The sequence below is a fragment of the Streptomyces sp. SID5643 genome, assembly GCF_009872555.1.
Lineage (GTDB): Bacteria > Actinomycetota > Actinomycetes > Streptomycetales > Streptomycetaceae > Streptomyces > Streptomyces iakyrus.
Genome location: NZ_WWIC01000106.1, coordinates 93198 through 111612, shown reverse-complemented (window position 1 = coordinate 111612; position 18415 = coordinate 93198). Strand labels below are relative to the sequence as shown.

17 protein-coding genes are annotated in these 18415 nt (G+C 71.1%); 5 read left to right on the top strand and 12 right to left on the bottom strand.

Annotated features, from left to right (window positions below; translation table 11 throughout):
• The first annotated feature begins 40 nt into the window (after positions 1–40).
• Positions 41–979, top strand: coding sequence for an NAD(P)H-dependent oxidoreductase (locus GTY56_RS13710; protein ID WP_161365609.1), 939 nt, complete (start codon positions 41–43; stop codon positions 977–979).
• 73 nt (positions 980–1052) lie between these two features.
• Here the strand turns inward: GTY56_RS13710 and GTY56_RS13705 are convergent, their stop codons facing one another.
• The 6 genes from GTY56_RS13705 to GTY56_RS13680 all read right to left on the bottom strand — a co-directional run bounded on the left by GTY56_RS13705 (position 1053) and on the right by GTY56_RS13680 (position 7392).
• A complete protein-coding gene (locus tag GTY56_RS13705; RefSeq protein WP_161365607.1) occupies positions 1053–2024 on the bottom strand; it encodes a fumarylacetoacetate hydrolase family protein in 972 nt (323 codons plus the stop codon).
• Between the two features lie 115 nt (positions 2025–2139).
• A complete protein-coding gene (locus tag GTY56_RS13700) occupies positions 2140–3078 on the bottom strand; it encodes a VOC family protein (RefSeq protein WP_161365606.1) in 939 nt (312 codons plus the stop codon).
• Positions 3079–3090: 12 nt separating this feature from the next.
• On the bottom strand, positions 3091–4101 hold the full coding sequence (locus GTY56_RS13695; RefSeq protein ID WP_161365604.1) for an amidohydrolase family protein: 1011 nt from the start codon (positions 4099–4101) through the stop codon (positions 3091–3093).
• Positions 4098–5273, bottom strand: coding sequence for an FAD-dependent oxidoreductase (locus tag GTY56_RS13690; protein WP_161365602.1), 1176 nt, complete (start codon positions 5271–5273; stop codon positions 4098–4100). The genes GTY56_RS13695 and GTY56_RS13690 overlap by 4 nt, the downstream gene beginning before the upstream one ends.
• 173 nt (positions 5274–5446) lie before the next feature.
• Entirely contained in the window at positions 5447–6412 is a 966-nt protein-coding gene (locus tag GTY56_RS13685; protein WP_161365600.1) for a cyclase family protein, read from the bottom strand.
• Entirely contained in the window at positions 6409–7392 is a 984-nt protein-coding gene (locus GTY56_RS13680; protein ID WP_202510117.1) for a fumarylacetoacetate hydrolase family protein, read from the bottom strand. The genes GTY56_RS13685 and GTY56_RS13680 overlap by 4 nt, the downstream gene beginning before the upstream one ends.
• A 120-nt stretch (positions 7393–7512) precedes the next feature.
• Between GTY56_RS13680 and GTY56_RS13675 the strand changes: the two genes are divergently transcribed.
• Positions 7513–8475 (top strand): LysR family transcriptional regulator, encoded by a 963-nt coding sequence (locus tag GTY56_RS13675; RefSeq protein ID WP_161365599.1) that lies wholly within the window; start codon positions 7513–7515, stop codon positions 8473–8475.
• A 77-nt stretch (positions 8476–8552) separates the two neighbouring features.
• Here GTY56_RS13675 and GTY56_RS13670 read toward each other — a convergent pair whose 3' ends face one another.
• Together GTY56_RS13670 and GTY56_RS13665 are read right to left on the bottom strand one after the other, a co-directional pair.
• Positions 8553–9821 (bottom strand): MFS transporter, encoded by a 1269-nt coding sequence (locus GTY56_RS13670; protein ID WP_161365597.1) that lies wholly within the window; start codon positions 9819–9821, stop codon positions 8553–8555.
• Between the two features lie 335 nt (positions 9822–10156).
• Complete coding sequence (locus GTY56_RS13665) at positions 10157–10606, bottom strand: DUF6069 family protein (RefSeq protein WP_161365595.1); 450 nt, start codon at positions 10604–10606, stop codon at positions 10157–10159.
• 131 nt (positions 10607–10737) lie between these two features.
• Here GTY56_RS13665 and GTY56_RS13660 point away from each other — a divergent pair, with 131 nt between their 5' ends.
• Positions 10738–11241 (top strand): MarR family winged helix-turn-helix transcriptional regulator, encoded by a 504-nt coding sequence (locus tag GTY56_RS13660; protein ID WP_161365593.1) that lies wholly within the window; start codon positions 10738–10740, stop codon positions 11239–11241.
• A 77-nt stretch (positions 11242–11318) separates the two neighbouring features.
• Positions 11319–12230, top strand: a complete 912-nt coding sequence (locus tag GTY56_RS13655; RefSeq protein WP_161365590.1) for a TIGR01777 family oxidoreductase — start codon at positions 11319–11321, stop codon at positions 12228–12230.
• Between the two features lie 243 nt (positions 12231–12473).
• On the opposite strand, the gene GTY56_RS13650 is transcribed toward GTY56_RS13655, so the two are convergent.
• Genes GTY56_RS13650 through GTY56_RS13635 form a run of 4 tightly spaced genes read right to left on the bottom strand, consistent with a single transcriptional unit; the run spans position 12474 to position 16436 of the window.
• Positions 12474–13484 carry an aldo/keto reductase gene (locus GTY56_RS13650; protein WP_161365588.1) on the bottom strand — a complete coding sequence of 337 codons (1011 nt, stop codon included), beginning with the start codon at positions 13482–13484 and terminating at the stop codon, positions 12474–12476.
• Positions 13481–14239, bottom strand: a complete 759-nt coding sequence (locus GTY56_RS13645; protein WP_161365586.1) for an SDR family NAD(P)-dependent oxidoreductase — start codon at positions 14237–14239, stop codon at positions 13481–13483. Before GTY56_RS13645 ends, GTY56_RS13650 begins: the two co-directional genes overlap by 4 nt.
• Complete coding sequence (locus GTY56_RS13640; protein WP_161365584.1) at positions 14236–15573, bottom strand: L-fuconate dehydratase; 1338 nt, start codon at positions 15571–15573, stop codon at positions 14236–14238. The genes GTY56_RS13645 and GTY56_RS13640 overlap by 4 nt, the downstream gene beginning before the upstream one ends.
• An 11-nt stretch (positions 15574–15584) precedes the next feature.
• Entirely contained in the window at positions 15585–16436 is an 852-nt protein-coding gene (locus GTY56_RS13635; RefSeq protein ID WP_161365582.1) for a fumarylacetoacetate hydrolase family protein, read from the bottom strand.
• Positions 16437–17300: 864 nt separating this feature from the next.
• On the opposite strand from GTY56_RS13635, the gene GTY56_RS13630 reads away from it, so the two are divergent.
• On the top strand, positions 17301–18350 hold the full coding sequence (locus GTY56_RS13630) for a sugar ABC transporter substrate-binding protein (protein ID WP_161365580.1): 1050 nt from the start codon (positions 17301–17303) through the stop codon (positions 18348–18350).
• Positions 18351–18415: the final 65 nt, after the last annotated feature.

Genomic DNA, 18415 nt, shown 5'->3' with positions numbered 1-18415 from the left:
CCCGTCCCCCGTCCCCCGACCACACAGAGAGGTGTCGTCGATGCGTCTGCTCGGACTTGCCTGCGGGCAGGAGGACGGCAGTGCCGAGGTACTGCTGAAGGCCGCGCTCACCGCGGCCGCGCGCGAAGGTACAGCCGTCGAGATGGTACGGCTGACCGACCTGTCCCTGGTCACCGCCGCCACCGCGGACGCCGGGGACGACGCGGCCTGGTTCTGCGACCGGCTGCTCGACGCGGACGGCGTGATTGTCAGCTCCCCCACTTACACCCGCAGCGCACCGGGCGCGTTGAAGCTCCTCATCGACCGCGCCTTCGGTCCACGCACGGACGTGGTCTTCGTCCGTGAGGCCCTCGCCTCCCGCGAACACGGCCCGGCCGAGCACGAGGAGACGCGCGGTCTTCTGGGCCTCGACACGGCCCCCGATCCGCGGGTCCTCAAGCCGCGCGTGGCCGGCTTCATCGCCGTGGGCGGCTGCCCGTCACCCCACTGGCGCACGCTGACGCTGCCCACTCTGCACGCCCTGGCCTTCCCCCTGCACATGGCCGTCGCCGACCAGATGGAAGTCCCCACCCCCGGCGGCCTGGGCGGCATAGCCACCGACCCGGCGGCTGTGCTGCGCGCCGAGCGGCTGGGCGGCGCGGTTGCCCGGCAGCTCGGCCTGCCCCACGACGAGGTCCGGTTCCTGGGGGAGCCCGGCACCTGCCCGATGTGCCACCTCGACCTGATCGTGCTGCGCGACGGCCGCGTCGAATGCGGCACCTGTGGGGCCGCGGGCCGTTTCGTCGTCGAGGACGGCGGCGTCCGGGTCGACTTCTCCCCCGCCGGCACCGCTTCCTCCGTCCACACCCTCACGGAGCTGGAGGAGCACTACCGGGAACTGCTGAGCACCGCCGCACTGGAGCCGGACCCCCAGGAGATCGACAAGCACGCCGCCGCGTTCCGCGACAGCGTCCCCGTCCTGCGCCCACCGCGGCCGTAGACCATCGTTCGCGGGCTCTCCACCGACGCCGGCGTGCCTTCGGCCGGGAGGTGCCCCCAGGTACGGAGATCCGTCAAGGCCGTTGCCTCGTGCGGCGTCGGGCGACCGGAACGGTCAGGGGGGCCGGGCCGGCCACCACGGTGTTGGAGACGGAGCCGATGCCCTCGACGGTGAGGGTGACCGTGTCGCCGGGCTTCAGGGGAGGCGGGGACTGCTCACCCCGTACACCCCACAGCTCGGCGAGGCAGCCGCCGTTTCCGCAGGTCCCGGAACCGAGGACGTCACCGGGGCGGACGACTGTGCCGCGCGAGGCGTAGGCGGCCATCTCCTCGAAGGTCCAGCTCATGTTGGACAGCAGATCCTCGCCCACGACCTCGCCGTTGATCTCGGCGGTGAGCGCCAGGCGCAGGAAGCCGTCCGCGTCGCGGTACTTCTCCAGCTCGTCGGCGGTGACCAGGTACGGCCCCAGCGTGGTGGCCGTGTCCTTGCCCTTGCAGGGGCCGAGGCCCACCTTCATCTCGGCGGACTGCAGGTCCCGTGCCGACCAGTCGTTGAAGACGGTGTAGCCGACGATGTGGTCGTGGGCCTGCTCGGGCGTGAGGTCGCGGCCCTCCTTTCCGATCACGGCGGCGACCTCCAGCTCGAAGTCGAGCACGCTCGACCCCGGTGGCATGGGGATGTCGTCGTGCGGCCCGTACATCGCGTAGGGGTTGCCGAAGTAGAACGTCGGGGCCGCGTACCACCGCTCCGGTACTCCGGCAGCCCCGTCCACGGACCGCCGTACGCCCTCGACGTGTTCCTCGAAGGTGACGAAGTCCCGCACGGTGGGCGGCTGGAGCGGGGGCAGGAGCCGTACCTCGCAGATGTGGGGGCCGGCCGGGACATCGAGGGCCGCGGAGCTCGCGTCGAGCAGTTCGGGCAGGCCGCCGCCCTGGGCCAGCAGGCCGGTCAGTGAGCTGACGCCGGGAAGAGGGAAGAGCGTGCCGTCCTCTTCGACGACGGCCACGTGGCGTCGGTTGCGGTACTCGTACGCGGCGAAACGCATGGCGGTTTCCTGTCGGCTGTCGACGTTCGAGGGGGGCGCGAAGGCCGGGGGCGCGGCGTGGGAGTCAGGGCATGACAGGGCCACCGCGCCCCCGGGGACCGGAGGGCTTCGCCGATCAGACCGGCGGGGCGACGAACACGCCGCGGTCGACGTCGTTGAAGGATTCCTTGGTGACCAGTTCGTTCATGGGGTTGGCGGTGCCCCACTGGTCGGTGACCTCGGGCTGGGAGAAGTCGTAGACGTGCGGGTGCCAGGTGTCCTCGTCCAGCAGCTCCAACTCCGTCGTGTACTCGACGGTGTTGCCGTGCGGGTCGAGGAAGTACGTGAAGGTGTTGTCGCCCGCCATGTGCCGGCCCGGCCCCCAGATCTTGCGGGCGCCGGAACGGATGACACGGCCGGAGCCGCGCATGTACTCGTCGATTCCGCGCATCTCGAAGGAGATGTGGTGCAGCGAGGTGTGCGGTCCCCTGGCGATGGCCATGGAGTGGTGCTGGTTGCTGATCCGCATGAAGTGCATGACGTCGCCGATGTGCGGATGGCCGAGCGTGTCGGACAGCCGGAAGCCGAGGTGCTCCTCGTACCACGCCTTGGTCTTGTCCAGATCCGGCGAGTTGAGCACGACGTGCGACAGCTTGACCGGGATCGACTCCTTCTCCTCGATCTTGCGGTGCTGCCGCACCTCGACGTCGGCCGAGACCTCGATGGTGCGGCCGTCGACATCGAAGAAGCGGAAGCCGTAACCGCCGCCGGGGGTTTCCACCTTGCCCGGCTGGGTGACCAGCTCGACACCCCCGGCGAGGAGTTGCTCGGCGAGCGTGTCCACGTCGGCCGGGCTCGCGGCACCGTAGGACACGAGGTCGAGGCGCTTCTCCTCGGCCTTGCGCAGCCGGACGACGTACTGCTCCGGGCTGCCCTCGGCGGCCAGGAAGGAGATGCCCGAGTCCTCGGCGACCTTGGTCAGGCCCCAGACTCCGGCGTAGAAGTCGAGTTGCTTGTGGTAGTCCGGCACGGCGAGGTCGACGTGGCGGAGGTGGGTGAGCAGGCGGTTGTTCATGGGGGGAGCTCCTCACGCGAGGTTGAGCAGAGCGGCGGCGTTTGCGCCGCGGAGGGAGTGGAAGTCGGTGTCGGGCAGGTCCGCGGCGCGCAGCGCGCCGAGCGGGTCGTCGGTGCCCATGTCGAAGGGGAAGTCGGAGCCGAGCAGGACCCGTTCCGGGCCGACCGCTCGCAGCAGCTCCTTCAGCACCTGGGGGTCGTGGACGAGGGAGTCGAAGTACAGCTGCTTCAGATAGCTGCTCGGTTCGCGCTCACAGCCCCGGGCGTCGGGACGGGCCCGCCAGGCGTGGTCGGAGCGGCCGAGGTGGGTGGGCAGGTAGCCGCCGCCGTGCGCCGCGATCAGCTTCAGGCCCGGGTGGCGGTCCAGGACGCCGGAGAAGATCAGGTGGGAGAGGGCGACGGCGTTCTCGGTGGGCTGGCCGACGGTGTTGGACAGGTACCACCGGTCCAGGCGCTCGTCGAGCGTGCAGCCGAACGGGTGCAGGAAGACCAGGGCGCCTGTCTCCTCCGCACGGGACCAGAGGGGTTCGTACGCCGTGTCCGACAGCTCGTGGCCGGGCGCGTGCGAGGAGATCTCCACTCCCCTCAGCCCCTGGTCCAGGGCGTGGTCGAGCAGGCCGACCGCGAGGCCGGGATGCTGGAGCGGGACCAGGCCCAGGCCGTGCAGGCGGTCGGGAGCCTTCGCACAGTGTGCGGCGGTGCCCTCGTTGGCCAGTCGGCAGACCGTCTCGGCCAGTCGGGGCTCGGCCCAGTAGTGGTAGTGGGACGGCGAGGGGCTGACCAGCTGAATGTCCACGCCCTGCGCGTCCATGGCCGTCAGGCGCGCCGTGGCGTCCGTCAGCTTCGGCACGCGCGCGCCGACCATCGGGCCGTTCACCGCCAGGGCCGCCGGGCCGTTGCGGCGCGCGTCGAGGGCGCGGGCCTCGGCGAGACCGGGATGGCCGGCGACGGCCTCCTCGACCTCCGGGAGCAGGACGTGTGCGTGGACGTCGATGGTCGGCGCGGAGGATGCGGTGGTGGTCACGGGCGCTCCTTGAGGAGGTTCATGGTGCGGCCGACCAGCCCGGCCATGTCGGCGTCACGCACACCGTCCAGCTGCCACTGGCCGATCTGCAGGGACGCCTCGACGACGGTGCGCACCCGGGGAATGCGGCGGTCGTGGTAGGCCTGGAGCAGCTTGTCGTCCCAGTCCCGGCCGTCGGCCACGGCCCCGCTGAGCAGCTCGGCGAGGACGAGGGCGTCCTCCAGGGACATGGCCGCGCCCTGGGCCATGGTGGGCGGGCAGCAGTGGGCGGCGTCGCCGATGAGCACGACCCGGCCCCGGTGCCAGGAGCCCTCGACCAGCAGGCGGTCGAACCAGGTGTAGTTGACCTTCTTCGGGTCGGTGATGTGCTCGGTGATCTCCGGCCAGACCCCGCCGTAGCTCTGCGCCAGGCGGCGCATCTCGTCGGCGTAGGTGGCCGGGTCGATGGAGGCGCGGTCGCGGCACCCTTCGACGACGAACGCGTAGATGGTGTTCTCGCTGGTGGGGCAGTAGCCGGCGATGTAGGCGGGGCCGCCGTAGGCGAGGTCGGTGCGCGTCACGCGCTCGGGCCGCGGGGCGGCGATGCGCCAGATGGCCATGCCGGTCGGCTCGGGTTTGTCCGTGATGCCGATCACGGCGCGGGTGGCGGAGTTGACTCCGTCGGCGCCGATCACCAGGTCGTAGCGGCCCTCGCTGCCGTCGCTGAAGCGCACCGACACGCCGTCGGCGTCCTGCTCCAGCGCTTCGGCGGTGGTGCCGAGGCGAACGTCGGCGCCGGAGGCGCGGACCGTGTCGATGAGGATCTGCTGCAACTGGGGGCGCTGCATGCCGAGGGTGGCGGGCAGGTCCTCGCCGCCGGTCTGGATGTCTTCGGCGACGAACAGGACGGTGCCGTCGGGGGTGGTCACGCCCAGCGAGCCGAAGGCGTATCCGGAGGCTTTCACCTGTTCCCACACGCCCAGTTCGCGCAGGACCCGCAGGGCGTTGCCCTGGAGGGTGATGCCGGAGCCGGTGGTGGCGTTCCAGTCCGGCTTGGCCTCGATCAGGTCGACGGCGATGCCGGCGCGGCGCAGCAGGATGGTGACGGCGTTGCCTGAGGCGCCCCCGCCGATGACCAGGACGGTGGGTGTGCCCCCGGCCGGAGGCTGGGAGAGAGTGCGGGTGTCAGCCATGTCGGGGATTCCTCCCGGGGTGGGGCCGCGCGACTTCGGGCGGCGGGGGCTGCGGCTCGCCCGCTGCGAGTGCGGGCCAGAGGTGGGGACGGATCACCCGGCGAAGCGGGTGAGCGGTGGGGGCCGGATGGTCCGCTGCTGTCCGGGAACGGCGCATCCGGCGGCAGTGCGGGCTACTTGACGGCGACCGGGTTGACCGGGGAGCCGACGGCTCCGGTGATGGGGAGGGGAGCGGCGGTGAGCCAGAACTCGTACACGCCGTCGTCGGCGCAGTCGGCGGCGAGTGCGTCGAGGTCCCACATCTCGCCGATCAGCAGGCCCATGTTGGGGATGACGACCTGGTGCAGCGGCTGGAAGGCGCCCTCGAACTCGTTGGGGCGGACCTCGAAACCCCAGGTGTCGGTGGCGATGGCGGCGATCTCGGTGCCGTGCAGCCAGCCGGCGGTGGTGAACGACAGGCCGGGCGCGGGGCCGCCCGCGTAGTCGCCCCAGCCGTCGCGGCGGGCGCGGGCGAGACGTCCGGTGCGGACGAGGACGATGTCACCGGTGCCGACGGTCACCCCATGGGCTTCAACCGTCTGCTCAAGGTGCTCCTCGGTGATGGCGAACCCGTCGGGCAGCTCTCCCCCGCCCGTGCCGACGACCAGGCCCACGTCGAGCAGCACGCCGCGTCCCGCGACGTACGGCGCCATGTGCTCGATGCCGGTGACAAGGTCTCCGTCGGAGGTGACCACCTGCTCGGCGGCCCGTCCGTTCCACGCCTTGCCGTGGTCGAAGATGTGCCCGAGGCCGTCCCACTGGGTGGAGCACTGCAACGGCATCGCGATCACGTCGTCCGCGCCGCCGAGGCCGTGCGGGAAACCCTGGTTGCCCAGCGCCGCGTCGGTCCCCGTGTCGAGCATGGTGTGCACCGGGTTGGTCCGCCGGCGCCAGCCCTTCTGCGGGCCGTTCATGTCGAACCGCTGGGCCAGCGAGAAGCTCACGCCGCGGCGCACGAGCGCCGCGCCCTCGCGCCGCTTGGCCTCGTCGAGGAAGTTCAGTGTGCCGAGCACATCGTCCTCACCCCAACGGCCCCAGTTGGAGTACGCCTTGGCGGCCTCGGCTATCGCGCCCTCCGGGTCGCGGCGGTCCAGGCTCATGCCGTTCCCTCCGCGACACAGCGGGTGCGCTGCACGCCCAGACCGGTGATGGAACCCTCCATGACGTCGCCGCCCTGCAGCAGGCGTCCCCAGTGGATGCCGTTGCCGGCCGGACTGCCGGTCAACACCAGGTCACCGGGCAGGAGTCGAGCCGTCTGCGAGGCGTACGACACCAACCGGGCGACTCCGAAGAGCATGTCCTTGGTGGACTCGTCCTGCATGGTCTCGCCGTTCAGCTTGAGCGTGACCCGCAGGTCACCGGTGTCCGCGATCGACTCCGCAGGTACGAGCCAGGGGCCGAGCGGGGTGAAGCCGGGGGCGTTCTTGCAGCGCAGCCAGTCGGTGCCGATGGCCTTCATGTCCCTGCGGAAAACGGTGGCGCGGTCGGTGAGGTCGTTGGCGATGGTGTACCCGGCGACGTACTCCAGGGCCTCCTCGACCGTCACCCGGTAGGCCGGCTTGGCGATGACGGCCGCCAACTCCAACTCCCAGTCCGGCTGTTCGGCCCAGGCGGGCAGGACGACATCGTCGTAGGGGCCCGTGATCGCGCTGGGCAGGCCGATGAACACGTAGGGCAGGTCCTCGGCGGCCCGGCGGTCCATGACCGCGGCGATCTCCGCTCGTGCCTCCTCGACGGTGCGAGGGTCGTCGGGGGAACGGTGGGCGACCTCCAGGTCGATCACGTGCTGCCGGTAGTTGGCGCCGGACTGAAAGATCTGCCGCGGCTCGACGGGGGCGTGCACGCGCAGGCCCTCCAGGGGCAGCCGGCCGAGGGCGTCGTCGTCCGCCAGGGTGCGCAGGACGGGGAGGGTCTCCTCCCACCGCTCCAGGACTGCGCGCAGATCCGACGGTGCCCAGTCCAGGGCGCTGCGCAGATCGAGTACCCGGTCATGGGCCAGGAGGCCGGGAAAGGACTCCCCGTCCTGAGCGGAGAACGTGCCGAGCGCGAACGGGCCGGCTGATTGCGCGAGCATTGCCATCGGATTTCCTCCTGCGGGGTTGGGGTCTACTGTGACCTCGATCGGCCAATCACGGAAATTAATTCTGTGGATGTGTCGAATCCACGTCATGGATGACTCTCGTTGCTAGGTGGCCTGCCGGTGAACCTGTCCCGACTCGACCTCAATCTGGTCCTCGCCCTTCGCGCGCTGCTGGAGGAGCGCAATGTCACCCGGGCCGGCGAGCGCATCGGCCTCAGCCAGCCGGCCATGAGCGCCGCGCTGTCCCGGCTGCGCCGCCATTTCGACGACGAATTGCTCGCCCGCACCGGCAACGCCTATGAGCTGACTCCGCTCGGCGCCGCCCTGCGCGACCGCAGCGCCACCGCGTGCGACCTGCTGGAGCGGGTCTTCTCCAGCCAGGCCGACTTCGACCCGGCGTCGGAGTCACGTGAGTTCACCCTGCTCGCCTCCGACTACGGGGCGGCCGTGTTCGGTGCCGCACTCGCCCGCACCCTGCACGAGGAGGCGCCCGGCATCCGGCTCACCTTCCAGCACCCGGCACCGTCCGTGGTGGAGAACACCGCAGCGGTGCTGAGCACCGTCGACGGACTGCTGATGCCGCACGGCGTCATCGACGGCTTGCCCGCCGTCGACCTCCACCAGGACCGCTGGCTGTTCCTGGTCGCCGACGATCACCCCGAGATCGGTGACGAACTCTCCCTGGACCAGCTGGGGCGTCTGCCGTGGGCCGTCTACCAGCGTCCCTACGACGCCCCGGCCGCCCGCCAGCTCAGCATGATAGGGATCAGCCCCCAGGTGGAAGTGTCCGTGCAGACCTTTCAGCTGCTGCCCCTCATGGTCGAGGGCACCCGCCGGATCGCGATGATCCAGGAGCGCCTGGCGCGCAAGGCGGTCCGATCGGCCGCGGTGCGCGTCCTGCCCTGCCCCTTCGAGGCGGTACCGGTGCGGGAGGCGATGTGGTGGCACCCGGTGCACGCTCAGGACGCGGGCCACATCTGGCTGCGGCAGAAGGCCGCGGAAGTGGGCGCGACACTGACGGGCAACGGCTACGGCAAGGGCAAGGACCCGGGGAAGGCCGTGCCCGGCGACCGGAGCGCGTGACTGCCGCCGGGTCGGCTCCGACCGGGCCCCGCGGCAGCTCGTGATCGACGCGCTCTCGGCGGCCTTCCCGCCCACCCTCAGGCCAACTGCTCCGGCAACGGCCGGGGATCGACGGCGTCCACCCGGCGGCGGGCCGCCCACAGCCCCGCCGCGACGAGAGCGGCGGCCAGCCCCAGCACGCCCACCGCACCGGCGAGAGTGCCGACCGCGGACTCCCCGGCGAGCAGCACCAGCGGGCAGATGAACTCACCGCCGAAGAAGGCCGCCGTCCACAACCCCGTCCCACGGCCGCGGTCCTCGAACGCCAGGCGGGACATGGCACTGGTGAGAAGGGCGGGCAGCAGCATGCCGGTGCCCACACAGTTGACGACCGCTCCGATGACCAGCAGCGGGGCATTGCCCGCGAGGAACATCACCCCGAAGCCGACCGCGCAGACCGCGAAGACGGCGGGCAGCATCGGGTCAGGAGACCGCTTCAGCCGGGCGAAGGTGACCGCTCCGCCCACGGTCGCGGCACTGGCGATCGCAGTGGCCAGTCCGATCACGCCGGTGTTCTCCACCCCGAGGTCGTCGAGCAGGTACGACATCTCCACCGGGACGGTGTAGAAGACCATCGCCCCGAAGAAGGTGAGGGCACAGATGCCGCCCAACTGCCGCCAGGGGAACGAGCGGCGGGCCTCCGTCCCGGCCCCGGTCTCCTCGCCGTCCGCACGGGCCGACGGGCTGGGCAGGGCGATCGCCATCAGCGGGGCGAGCACCAGGCTCACGGCGTAGACCCAGAAGGGCACGCGCCAGCCCGCCGATCCGGCGGCGCCGCCGAGCACGAAGAAGACGGTGGCCGACGCGGAGGCGCACATGGTCTGCAGGGCGAGGTACTTCACCCGCCGGTGACCGCTGTAGTAGTCGCCGATGAGAGTCGTGCAGCAGGTCATGATCGCGGCCTCGGCGACTCCGACCAGGGCGCGGCTGGCGATGATGCCGCCCAGCGACTCCAGCCACAGCGGTGCCGTGCCGAACAGCGCGTACAGGACGGTCGCCATGACCAGCAGGCGCTTGCGGCCCACCCGATCCACGATCACCCCGGCGAACGGCGCCAGCAGCGCCAGCGCCAGCGCCGGGACGGTCAGCGCGAGGGGCACCAGCGCCTTGGCCCCCGGGACCGACGCGAAGTGGTCCTGCATCTTCGGCAGTACCGGGGCGATCAGCACCGCCCCCAGGATCGGCAGACAGCTGCCCGCCATCAGAAGGGTCACCCGCAGCAGATGGGCCGGACCCGAGACGGCGACGGCTGACGCAGGGGTGGCATCGACCGCCGTGCGAGGCGGCGGGGGCACGGAACCGGGCATGGCGACTCCAGGGGACGGTAGAGGGAGTGGGCATGCCTCACGGGCGCCGACCGCGCACGGCATGCTGGGGACGCTCGCACGCCGGCGGCATCCGGACAGCGGCGTGCGGTAGCGACGACTATGGGGGCGCCGACGCGCCGGTGCCATCCCCCGCGCGATCCGAATCCCGTATCCGGGTCATCCACGCTGTGGATGGGACGGGCAACCGTCACACAGACGGAAGACGTGCACGACCGTCCCTGCGCGCGAACAGCGGTGCCCCGGAGCCCGGTCGTCCCTGGCTCCGGGACACCGCCGACCGGCGGCAGCCGGCACGTCGCGCACGCCGGGCTGCGTCAGCGGACAGGCAGCGGCAGGACGCGCCGGCAGGCGGCGACGGCCACGACCGCGACCACCACATGCATCACCATCAGCGCGGCGACGGCCGACGGCGCACTGCCGGGCGTACCGCCACCGAGCAGGGACAGGTCGGGCCCGAAGGACACGACCACGAGCGCGGGCACCAGCCACCGCAGCAGCCCCGCCGGGTTCTTGGCGACACGACGGACGACCGCCCAGCCCATGGCGCCGAGGACGACGCCGAACACCGTCAGCGGCCCGTACGCGGAGAGGTGCAGCGGAGCGAATTCGCCCGACGCCCCCGCCGCGCGGGCGAGCAACGCGACCACCACGTTTCCGAGGACGGCCACGACAGCCGCCGCGAGAAGCCCCGCGACCACCATCAGGCCGCGGGAGCGCGGCGCGGGTGGCGCGGACGACACGGCTTCGGGAACGGAACCCGACATGGGGACCTCCTGTGGAGAGCTCAAGAACGACAGGTGCAGCACCGGAAGGGCGGACGTTTGATTCCTCAAACATGCGGCAGGCTACTCCGAAGTGTTTGATCAGGCAAACACTTCGGGTTAAGGTGGCCACCATGACATCCCCCCGGTGGCTCACTCCCGAAGAGCTGCGAGCCTGGATCAACTACCTCGACTGCTCGACGCTGCTGAACGACTACCTCGATCAGCAGTTGCGGCGCGACGCGGCCATGACACACGCGGACTACAGCCTCCTGGCCCGCCTGTCCGTGGCACCCGGCCACGCCCTGGGGATGTCCTTGCTCGCCGAGCAGTTGAAGTTCACCCGCAGCCGCCTCACGCGCGCGGTGATCCGCCTGGAGGAGTCGGGCTACGTGCGGCGCCGGGAGGACCCGGCCGACGGACGCGGACAGCTGGCCGAACTCACCGATGCCGGAATGGAGTTGATGACCAAGGCCGCCCCCGGCCATGTTGCTGCCGTACGCCGCGTGGTGTTCGACGCCCTCAGTCCCGAACAGGTGGAGCAACTCGCCGCCATCACCGCCACCGTGGTCGCCTCCCTCAAGCAGGCCGGCGAGGAGGACGCCTACCCGGCGGCCCTGCCGTGGCATCGCCGCTGACTCCGAGAACCTCTAAGTCCGACAACCATCCCAGGCGGCCACGAGGCCACCTGCCCATGCCCGTTCGGGAGGACGCCATGCGCGTCGCGATCACCGGGTCCACCGGACTCATCGGATCCGCCCTCACCCACTCGCTCCTCACCGACGGCCACCAGGTCGTCCGCCTCGTCCGCGACCGGTCGGCGAGCCCTGCGGGAGACGGAACCGAGGCGGCGCACTGGGATCCGGTCGGAGGCCACATCCAGCCCGGTGCGCTGGACACTGTGGACGCCGTCGTGCACCTGGCCGGCGCCGGGGTCGGAGACAAGCGCTGGAGCGCCGCGTACAAGGAGGAGATCCGCCGCAGCCGCGTACGGGGAACCCGGACCATCGCGCGGGCGTGCGCCGCATCGTCCACACCGCCCCGCGTCCTTGTCTCCGCGTCCGCGACTGGTTACTACGGCGACACCGGTGACCGGACCATCGAGGAGAGCGCGCCACCCGGGGACGACTTCCTGGCTGCCGTCTGCGTCGACTGGGAGGACGCCGCAGACGCTGCCCGAGAGGCGGGCATCCGGGTGGTGCACCCCCGCACCGGCCTGGTGGTCTCCGCCGCAGGCGGCGCCTTCGGCAGGCTCTTCCCGCTCTTCCGCTTCGGCCTGGGCGGCCGGCTCGGCTCCGGCGACCAGTACTGGCCGTTCGTCTCGTTGACCGACCACATCAGGGCACTGCGCTTCGCGATCGACGACGACACGCTCACAGGCCCCGTCAACTTCACAGCCCCCGAACCACTGACGAACCGCGAGATCACGCGAGCGATGGGCCGCGCCCTTCATCGCCCGACGATCGCCTCCGTCCCTGCCTTCGCCCTCAGAGCGGCGCTCGGCGAGTTCACGACGGGCATCACAGGCAGTTGCCGCGCCGTGCCTGCGGCCCTGAACAAGGCGGGCTTCACCTTCGGCCACCCCACGATCGACGAGGCACTCCGCTCCGCTCTCCACACGAGCTGACAGGCAGGGACACCCGTGCCCTGTCGTCTTGGGTTGGGCGGCCCCGTTCACCGGGCTGAGCCTGCGCCGTTCGGCAAGGTGATCCCCGCGTTGCGGTGCGAGGGGCGGATCCGGTGAGCAAGGGCCGGCCGCGGAGCCCGCCGTCGTAGCCCGCGAGGGGCCTCGGTGAAGCGGGCACCAGCGGCAGTGAGGGGTCCGCGTCTTCGGCGGCGTGGTCAGGTGGCTCTGGTCACAGCTCCTGACTCACGACGGCTCCTTCGACGGGAGGGCGGTGGGGGTCGGGGTGTCCGGGGCCAGTACTCCCTCGGCTCGCAACTCGTCCCACACCGTGGCGGGGACCGTGCGCCGCAGCTGGTCCACGGTGTCGCGGACCTCCTCGGCGGAGCGTGCCCCGGTCAGGACGCTCGCCACCGCCCGGTGGCCGAACGGGAAGTGCAGGGCCGCGGCGCGCAGCGGCACACCGTGGTGTCCGGCGATCTTCTTCAGCCGCAGGGCGCGGTCCAGGACGGACCGCGGGGCGGGCGCGTAGTCGTACGTCGCCCCGGGCCTGGGGTCGGTCAGCAGCCCGGAGTTGAACACCCCGCCGATGATCACGCTCCGGCCCCGGGCGGCGGCCTCGGGAAGCAGTTCGTCGAGGCCCTCCTGTTCGAGGAGGGTGTAGCGGCCGGCCAGCAGCACCACGTCGATGTCGGTCTCGCGCAGGAAGCGGGCAGGCAGTGCGCACTGGTTCGTTCCGATGCCGATGGCACCCACGACGCCTTCGGCGCGCAGCCGCTCCAGCGCCGGATACGCCTCGGTGAGGGCTTGGCGGGCGTGGTCGTCGGGGTCGTGCAGCAGCACGATGTCGACGCGGTCAAGGGCGAGGCGGTTCAGGCTCGCCTCCAGGGAGCGCAGCACTCCTTCGGCGCTGAAGTCCCAGACCCGGCGTTGGGTGTCGCTGACTGCGAAGCCGTGCGCGAGGTCGTCCCCCCGGCCGCCCTGCGGGTTCGGTTCCAGGAGCCGCCCGACCTTGGTGGACACGGTGTACGCGTCCCGGGGGCGGTCGCACAGTGCGGTGCCCAGGCGGCGCTCGGAGAGGCCGAGACCGTAGTGGGGGGCCGTGTCGAAGGTGCGGATCCCGGCGTCCCAGGCGGCGTCCACGGCGGCGAAGGCCGATTCGGCGGAGACCGGGCGGAAGAGGTTGCCGATGCCCGCGGCCCCGAACGACAGCTCGGTGACCCGGACATCGGTGCCTCCCAGTGTGGCCGTCCTCATGAACCGGCCGCCGGGCGGAGCCTGAGGCCCTGCATTCCGCCGTCGACGGCGAGGGCGGTGCCGGTGACGGAGGCGGCGGCCGGAGACGCCAGGTAGACGATGGCGGCGGCGATCTCGTCGGCGGTGACCAGGCGGCCCATGGGCTGGCGGGCGTTGAGGGCGGCGCGCTCCGCTTCGGGGTCGTCGGCGGCGTCGAGGAGGCGGCCGACCCAGGGGGTGTCGGCGGTGCCCGGGTTGACGCAGTTGACGCGGATGCCCTCGCGGACGTGGTCGGCGGCCATGGCCAGGGTGAGTGAGAGGACGGCGCCCTTGCTGGCGGAGTACAGGGCGCGCTGGGGCAGGCCGGCGGTGGCGGCGACGGAGCAGGTGTTGACGATGCTCGCGTGGGAGGAGGCACGCAGGTGGGGCAGGGCCGCGCGGGTCGTGCGGACCATGCCGAGGACGTTGACGTCCAGGACGCGGTGCCACTGTTCGTCGGAGTTGTCCTCGACGGTGCCGAGAGCTCCGACGCCGGCGTTGTTGACGACGATGTCCAGCCCGCCGAGCCGCTCGGCCGCTTGCTCCACGGCACCGCGGACCGAGGTGTCGTCGCCGACGTCGGCCCTGAAGGCACGCAGCGGCTCGGGCACCCCGGTCGGTTCGAGGTCGAGCACGGCCACCGCCGCGCCCCGCTCCGCCAGGGCTCGGGCGGTGGCCAGCCCGATGCCGGACGCGCCCCCGGTGACGAGGGCCCTGAGACCTGACAGACCGGTCATGAGGCACCTTCCCGCTGCGTGCGGTCTGCGGTCCAGAAGGCTCCGTCGGGGAAGTCGTACGCGGCGATGGACTCCTCGCGCATGGTCGCGGAGAAACCCGGGGTCAGGGGGGCGGCGTAGTGGCCCTCGCGCATCACCACGGGGGCGGTGAAGTGCTCGTGGAGGTGGTCGACGTACTCGATGACCCGGTTCTCGGTGGTGCCGGAGAGCGTGAGGTAGTCGAACATGGACAGGTGCTGGACGAGTTCGCACAGGCCCACGCCGCCGGCGTGCGGGCAGACCGGGATGCCGAACTTGGCGGCGAGCAGCAGGATCGCCAGGTTCTCGTTGACGCCGCCGACGCGGGAGGCGTCGATCTGGAGGACGTCGATGGCCTCGGCCTGGAGGAGCTGTTTGAAGACGATGCGGTTCTGGACGTGTTCGCCGGTGGCGACCTTCACCGGGGCGACGCCACGGCGCACGGCGGCGTGGCCGAGGATGTCGTCGGGGCTGGTCGGCTCCTCGATCCAGTAGGGGTCGAAGTCGGCGAGGGCACGGGTCCATTCGATCGCCTCGCCGACGTTCCAGCGCTGGTTGGCGTCGATGGCGATGCGGATGCCGTCGCCGACGGCGGCGCGGGCGGTGCGCATCCGGCGGACGTCGTCGGCGAGGTCGGCGCCGACCTTCAGCTTGATCTGGGTGAAGCCGTCGGCGACGGCCTGCTTGGCCAGCCGGGTGAGCTTCTCGTCGGGGTAGCCGAGCCAGCCGGGTGAGGTGGTGTAGCCGGGGTAGCCACGCTCCAGCAGCACGGCCTCGCGCTCCGCGAGCCCGGCGCGGCCCTCGCGCAGCAGCCGGAGGGCTTCCCCGGGGGTGAGGACGTCGGCGATGTAGCGGAAGTCGACCTGGGAGACCAGCCACTCCGGCTCCGCGTGGGCCAGCAGCCGCCACAACGGCTGCCCGGCGCGCTTGGCCGCCAGGTCCCAGACGGCGTTGACGACGGCGCCGATCGCCATGTGCATCACGCCCTTCTCGGGGCCGAGCCAGCGCAGCTGGCTGTCGCCGATCAGGTCGCGGTTGACGGAGCCGGGGTCCGCGCACAGCTCCTCGACCGAGCGACCGACGAGGTGGGGCCGCAGAGCGCCGATGGCAGCGACCTGGACGTCGTTGCCGCGGCCGATGGTGAAGGTGAAGCCGTGGCCTTCCAGACCGTCGCAGGCGTCCGTGCGCAGCACGACGTAGGCGGCGGAGTAGTCGGGGTCCGGGTTCATGGCGTCCGACCCGTCCAGCTCCCGTGAGGTGGGGAACCGGACGTCGTAGGTGTCGACCGCGGTGATCCGGGCGTGGGTTGCAGTCAAGGGGGTGCCTTTCACGCTTGGCCGAAGGTCTGGCGCTGGCTCCCGAGCCCGTCGATCTCCAACTCGACGGTGTCACCCGGGCGGAGATAGGGGGTGCCGGGCAGGCCGAGGGCGACGCCGGCGGGCGTACCGGTGTTGATCACATCGCCGGGCTGAAGGACCATGTACCGGCTGAGGTAGGCGACGATCTCGTGGACCGGGAAGATCATGTCGCGGGTGTGCCCGTGCTGGCGCTCGACGCCGTTGACGGTCAGTCGCAGCCCGAGTTCCTGCGGGTCGCCGACCTCGTCGGCGGTGACCAGCCACGGCCCCATCGGGTTGAAGGTCTCGCAGGACTTGCCGAGGTCCCACTGCGAGGAGTACTCCAGCTGGAACTCGCGCTCGGAGACGTCATGGCTGACCACGTATCCGGCGATCACCTCGGCCGCCTCCTCGGGGCCCTCCAGGTAACGGGCCCGCCGGCCGATGACGACCCCCAGCTCGACCTCCCAGTCGGTCTTGACCGAGCCGCGCGGGATCAGCACCTCGTCGTACGGGCCCACGACCGTGCTCGGATCCTTCATGAAGACCACGGGGCGGGGCGGGATCGCGGCGCCGGTCTCGGCGGCGTGGTCGCGGTAGTTGAGTCCGACGCAGATCACCTTGCCGGGGCGGGCGAGCGGGGCGCCGATCCGCAGCCCGTGGGGGGCGAGTTCAGGCAGCCGTCCCGCCTCGACCGCCGCACGGGCCCGGTCGAGACCGTCCGAGGCGAGGAACGCGCCATCGACGTCGGAGGCCACGGACGACAGATCCAGCAGCCTGCCATCGTCCGTACGGACAGCAGGCCGCTCTTCGCCGGGGAGGCCGACTCGCAGCAGTTTCACTGGTACTTCCCTTGCCATAGGCGAGTTCACGGAGGGGGTGACAGTCGGTCGTACGGGCCGCTGCCGCCGACTGCCGCCCGAGCAGGCCGTGCGGAGAGTTTCAACACGAGCCCCTGAATCATCCGATGTATGGCAGCAGCGAGACTGTAAGCGCACGGAATCGCGAAGGGCAACCAATTCCTCGGATGTATTTTCCCTGCCATCGGCCTTCCTCCCGCGCGAAGTGGCTTCATGTGGCACTACCCTCGGCCGTCGGGGTGGCGTGCGTGGTTTTCCTCCGATGAATCAGGGGGTGGTCGCATCGGCGGACCCCGCTGCTGGAAACCTGGGCCGCAGGCACTCAGGGACGGCCGGAGCGGTGTGGCGGCGGCCGGGCACACCACTTCCCGCGAGGCGCCGACTCGGCGACGCGATGGTCCGTTGCCGAATCGTGAGTCTCGGTCCTGCTCTCCCACCTGATCGAGCAACTGGACGAAACCCCAGTTCACAAGGGAACGCACCGAACCGACGACGTCTTCAGGCCTGGCTGCCGGGTCCCCTTTCCGTCCTGCGGCGCCAATCTGCGGCAACGACCTCTTGTCAACGTCGGCAACGCCGTCGTAACGTCCTCGACGTCCGAGATACATCGGAGGAATATCCCCGGCGTTGGCCCTGTGTCGTTCAGGTCGGCCAGGACCGCCGCCGGGCCTCCGTCTCGGACGTGTCTGCCCCTCGACTCCCCTCCTCTTCGGGCGCGGTCCCGCACTGCCTGTGCCGGGTCGCCTGTGCCCGGCCCGCGGTCTCGCCCCCCTTCGGCAGGCGAGTACGCCTCCCTCTCATCGCTGCCTCGCGGTCCTCCGCCCCGTCAAAGGAGACAACACGGCCATGAAGCTCGCTCGCACCCGCTCCACCGCCACAGCGGCCTGCGTACTCGCCGCCCTCACCCTCCTCACCGCGTGCAACCGCGACAGCTCCTCCGGGTCCGCCGCCTCGGCCGGTGACAAGCCCGCCATCGGGATCGACCTGCCCCGCTCCGACTCCGACTTCTGGAACTCCTACGCCGAGTACCTGAAGAAGGACATCAAGTCCGAGGACATCAACGCCCTGCCGCTCAGCAACTCGCAGAACGACGTCACCAAGCTGGTCGCCAATGTGCAGGTGTTCCAGAACACGGGCGCCAAGGCCGTCGTGATGGCCCCCCAGGACACGGGGGCCATCGCCTCCACCCTCGACACCCTCGCGTCGAAGAAGATCCCGGTGGTCAGCGTCGACACCAGACCCGACAAGGGCGACGTCTACATGGTGGTGCGCGCCGACAACCGGGCGTACGGCACCAAGGCGTGCGAGTTCCTCGGCGAGCAGCTGGGCGGCAAGGGCAAGGTCGCCGAGTTGCAGGGCGCGCTGGACTCGATCAACGGCCGGGACCGCTCCGAGGCGTTCGCACAGTGCATGAAGACCAAGTTCCCGAAGATCAAGGTCTTCGAGCTGCCCACCGACTGGAAGGGCGACGTCGCCTCCGCCAAGCTGCAGAGCCTGCTCGCCCAGCACCCCGACCTGGGCGGCATCTACATGCAGGCCGGCGGCGTCTTCCTGCAGCCCACCCTGGCCCTGCTGGAGCAGAAGGGTCTGCTGAAGCCGGCCGGCGAGAAGGGTCACATCTCGATCGTCTCCAACGACGGCATTCCGCAGGAGTTCGAGGCGATCCGCAAGGGCCAGATCGACGCGACCGTCTCCCAGCCCGCCGACCTGTACGCCAAGTACGCGCTGTACTACGCCGAGGCGGCGGCCGAGGGCAAGACGTTCAAGCCCGGCCCGACCGATCACGATTCCACGATCATCGAGATCCCGGGCGGCCTGGAGGACCAGCTCCCCGCGCCCCTGGTGACCAAGGACAACGTGGACGACAAGACCCTGTGGGGCAACACCGTCGGCTGACGACCGGCAGCCGCCGACCACGGCCGGGGGACCTCGTCTCCCCTCCCCCGGCCGTGGCCCCCGAC

What these genes read in the sequence shown, in the direction of transcription:
- GTY56_RS13710 (WP_161365609.1), top strand. Translation starts at nt 41, where the DNA reads ATGCGTCTGCTCGGACTTGCCTGCGGGCAGGAGGACGGCAGTGCCGAG.
- GTY56_RS13705 (WP_161365607.1), bottom strand. Translation starts at nt 2,024, where the DNA reads ATGCGTTTCGCCGCGTACGAGTACCGCAACCGACGCCACGTGGCCGTC.
- GTY56_RS13700 (WP_161365606.1), bottom strand. Translation starts at nt 3,078, where the DNA reads ATGAACAACCGCCTGCTCACCCACCTCCGCCACGTCGACCTCGCCGTG.
- GTY56_RS13690 (WP_161365602.1), bottom strand. Translation starts at nt 5,273, where the DNA reads ATGGCTGACACCCGCACTCTCTCCCAGCCTCCGGCCGGGGGCACACCC.
- GTY56_RS13685 (WP_161365600.1), bottom strand. Translation starts at nt 6,412, where the DNA reads ATGAGCCTGGACCGCCGCGACCCGGAGGGCGCGATAGCCGAGGCCGCC.
- GTY56_RS13680 (WP_202510117.1), bottom strand. Translation starts at nt 7,392, where the DNA reads ATGGCAATGCTCGCGCAATCAGCCGGCCCGTTCGCGCTCGGCACGTTC.
- GTY56_RS13670 (WP_161365597.1), bottom strand. Translation starts at nt 9,821, where the DNA reads ATGCCCGGTTCCGTGCCCCCGCCGCCTCGCACGGCGGTCGATGCCACC.
- GTY56_RS13665 (WP_161365595.1), bottom strand. Translation starts at nt 10,606, where the DNA reads ATGTCGGGTTCCGTTCCCGAAGCCGTGTCGTCCGCGCCACCCGCGCCG.
- GTY56_RS13660 (WP_161365593.1), top strand. Translation starts at nt 10,738, where the DNA reads ATGACATCCCCCCGGTGGCTCACTCCCGAAGAGCTGCGAGCCTGGATC.
- GTY56_RS13655 (WP_161365590.1), top strand. Translation starts at nt 11,319, where the DNA reads ATGCGCGTCGCGATCACCGGGTCCACCGGACTCATCGGATCCGCCCTC.
- GTY56_RS13650 (WP_161365588.1), bottom strand. Translation starts at nt 13,484, where the DNA reads ATGAGGACGGCCACACTGGGAGGCACCGATGTCCGGGTCACCGAGCTG.
- GTY56_RS13645 (WP_161365586.1), bottom strand. Translation starts at nt 14,239, where the DNA reads ATGACCGGTCTGTCAGGTCTCAGGGCCCTCGTCACCGGGGGCGCGTCC.
- GTY56_RS13630 (WP_161365580.1), top strand. Translation starts at nt 17,301, where the DNA reads ATGAAGCTCGCTCGCACCCGCTCCACCGCCACAGCGGCCTGCGTACTC.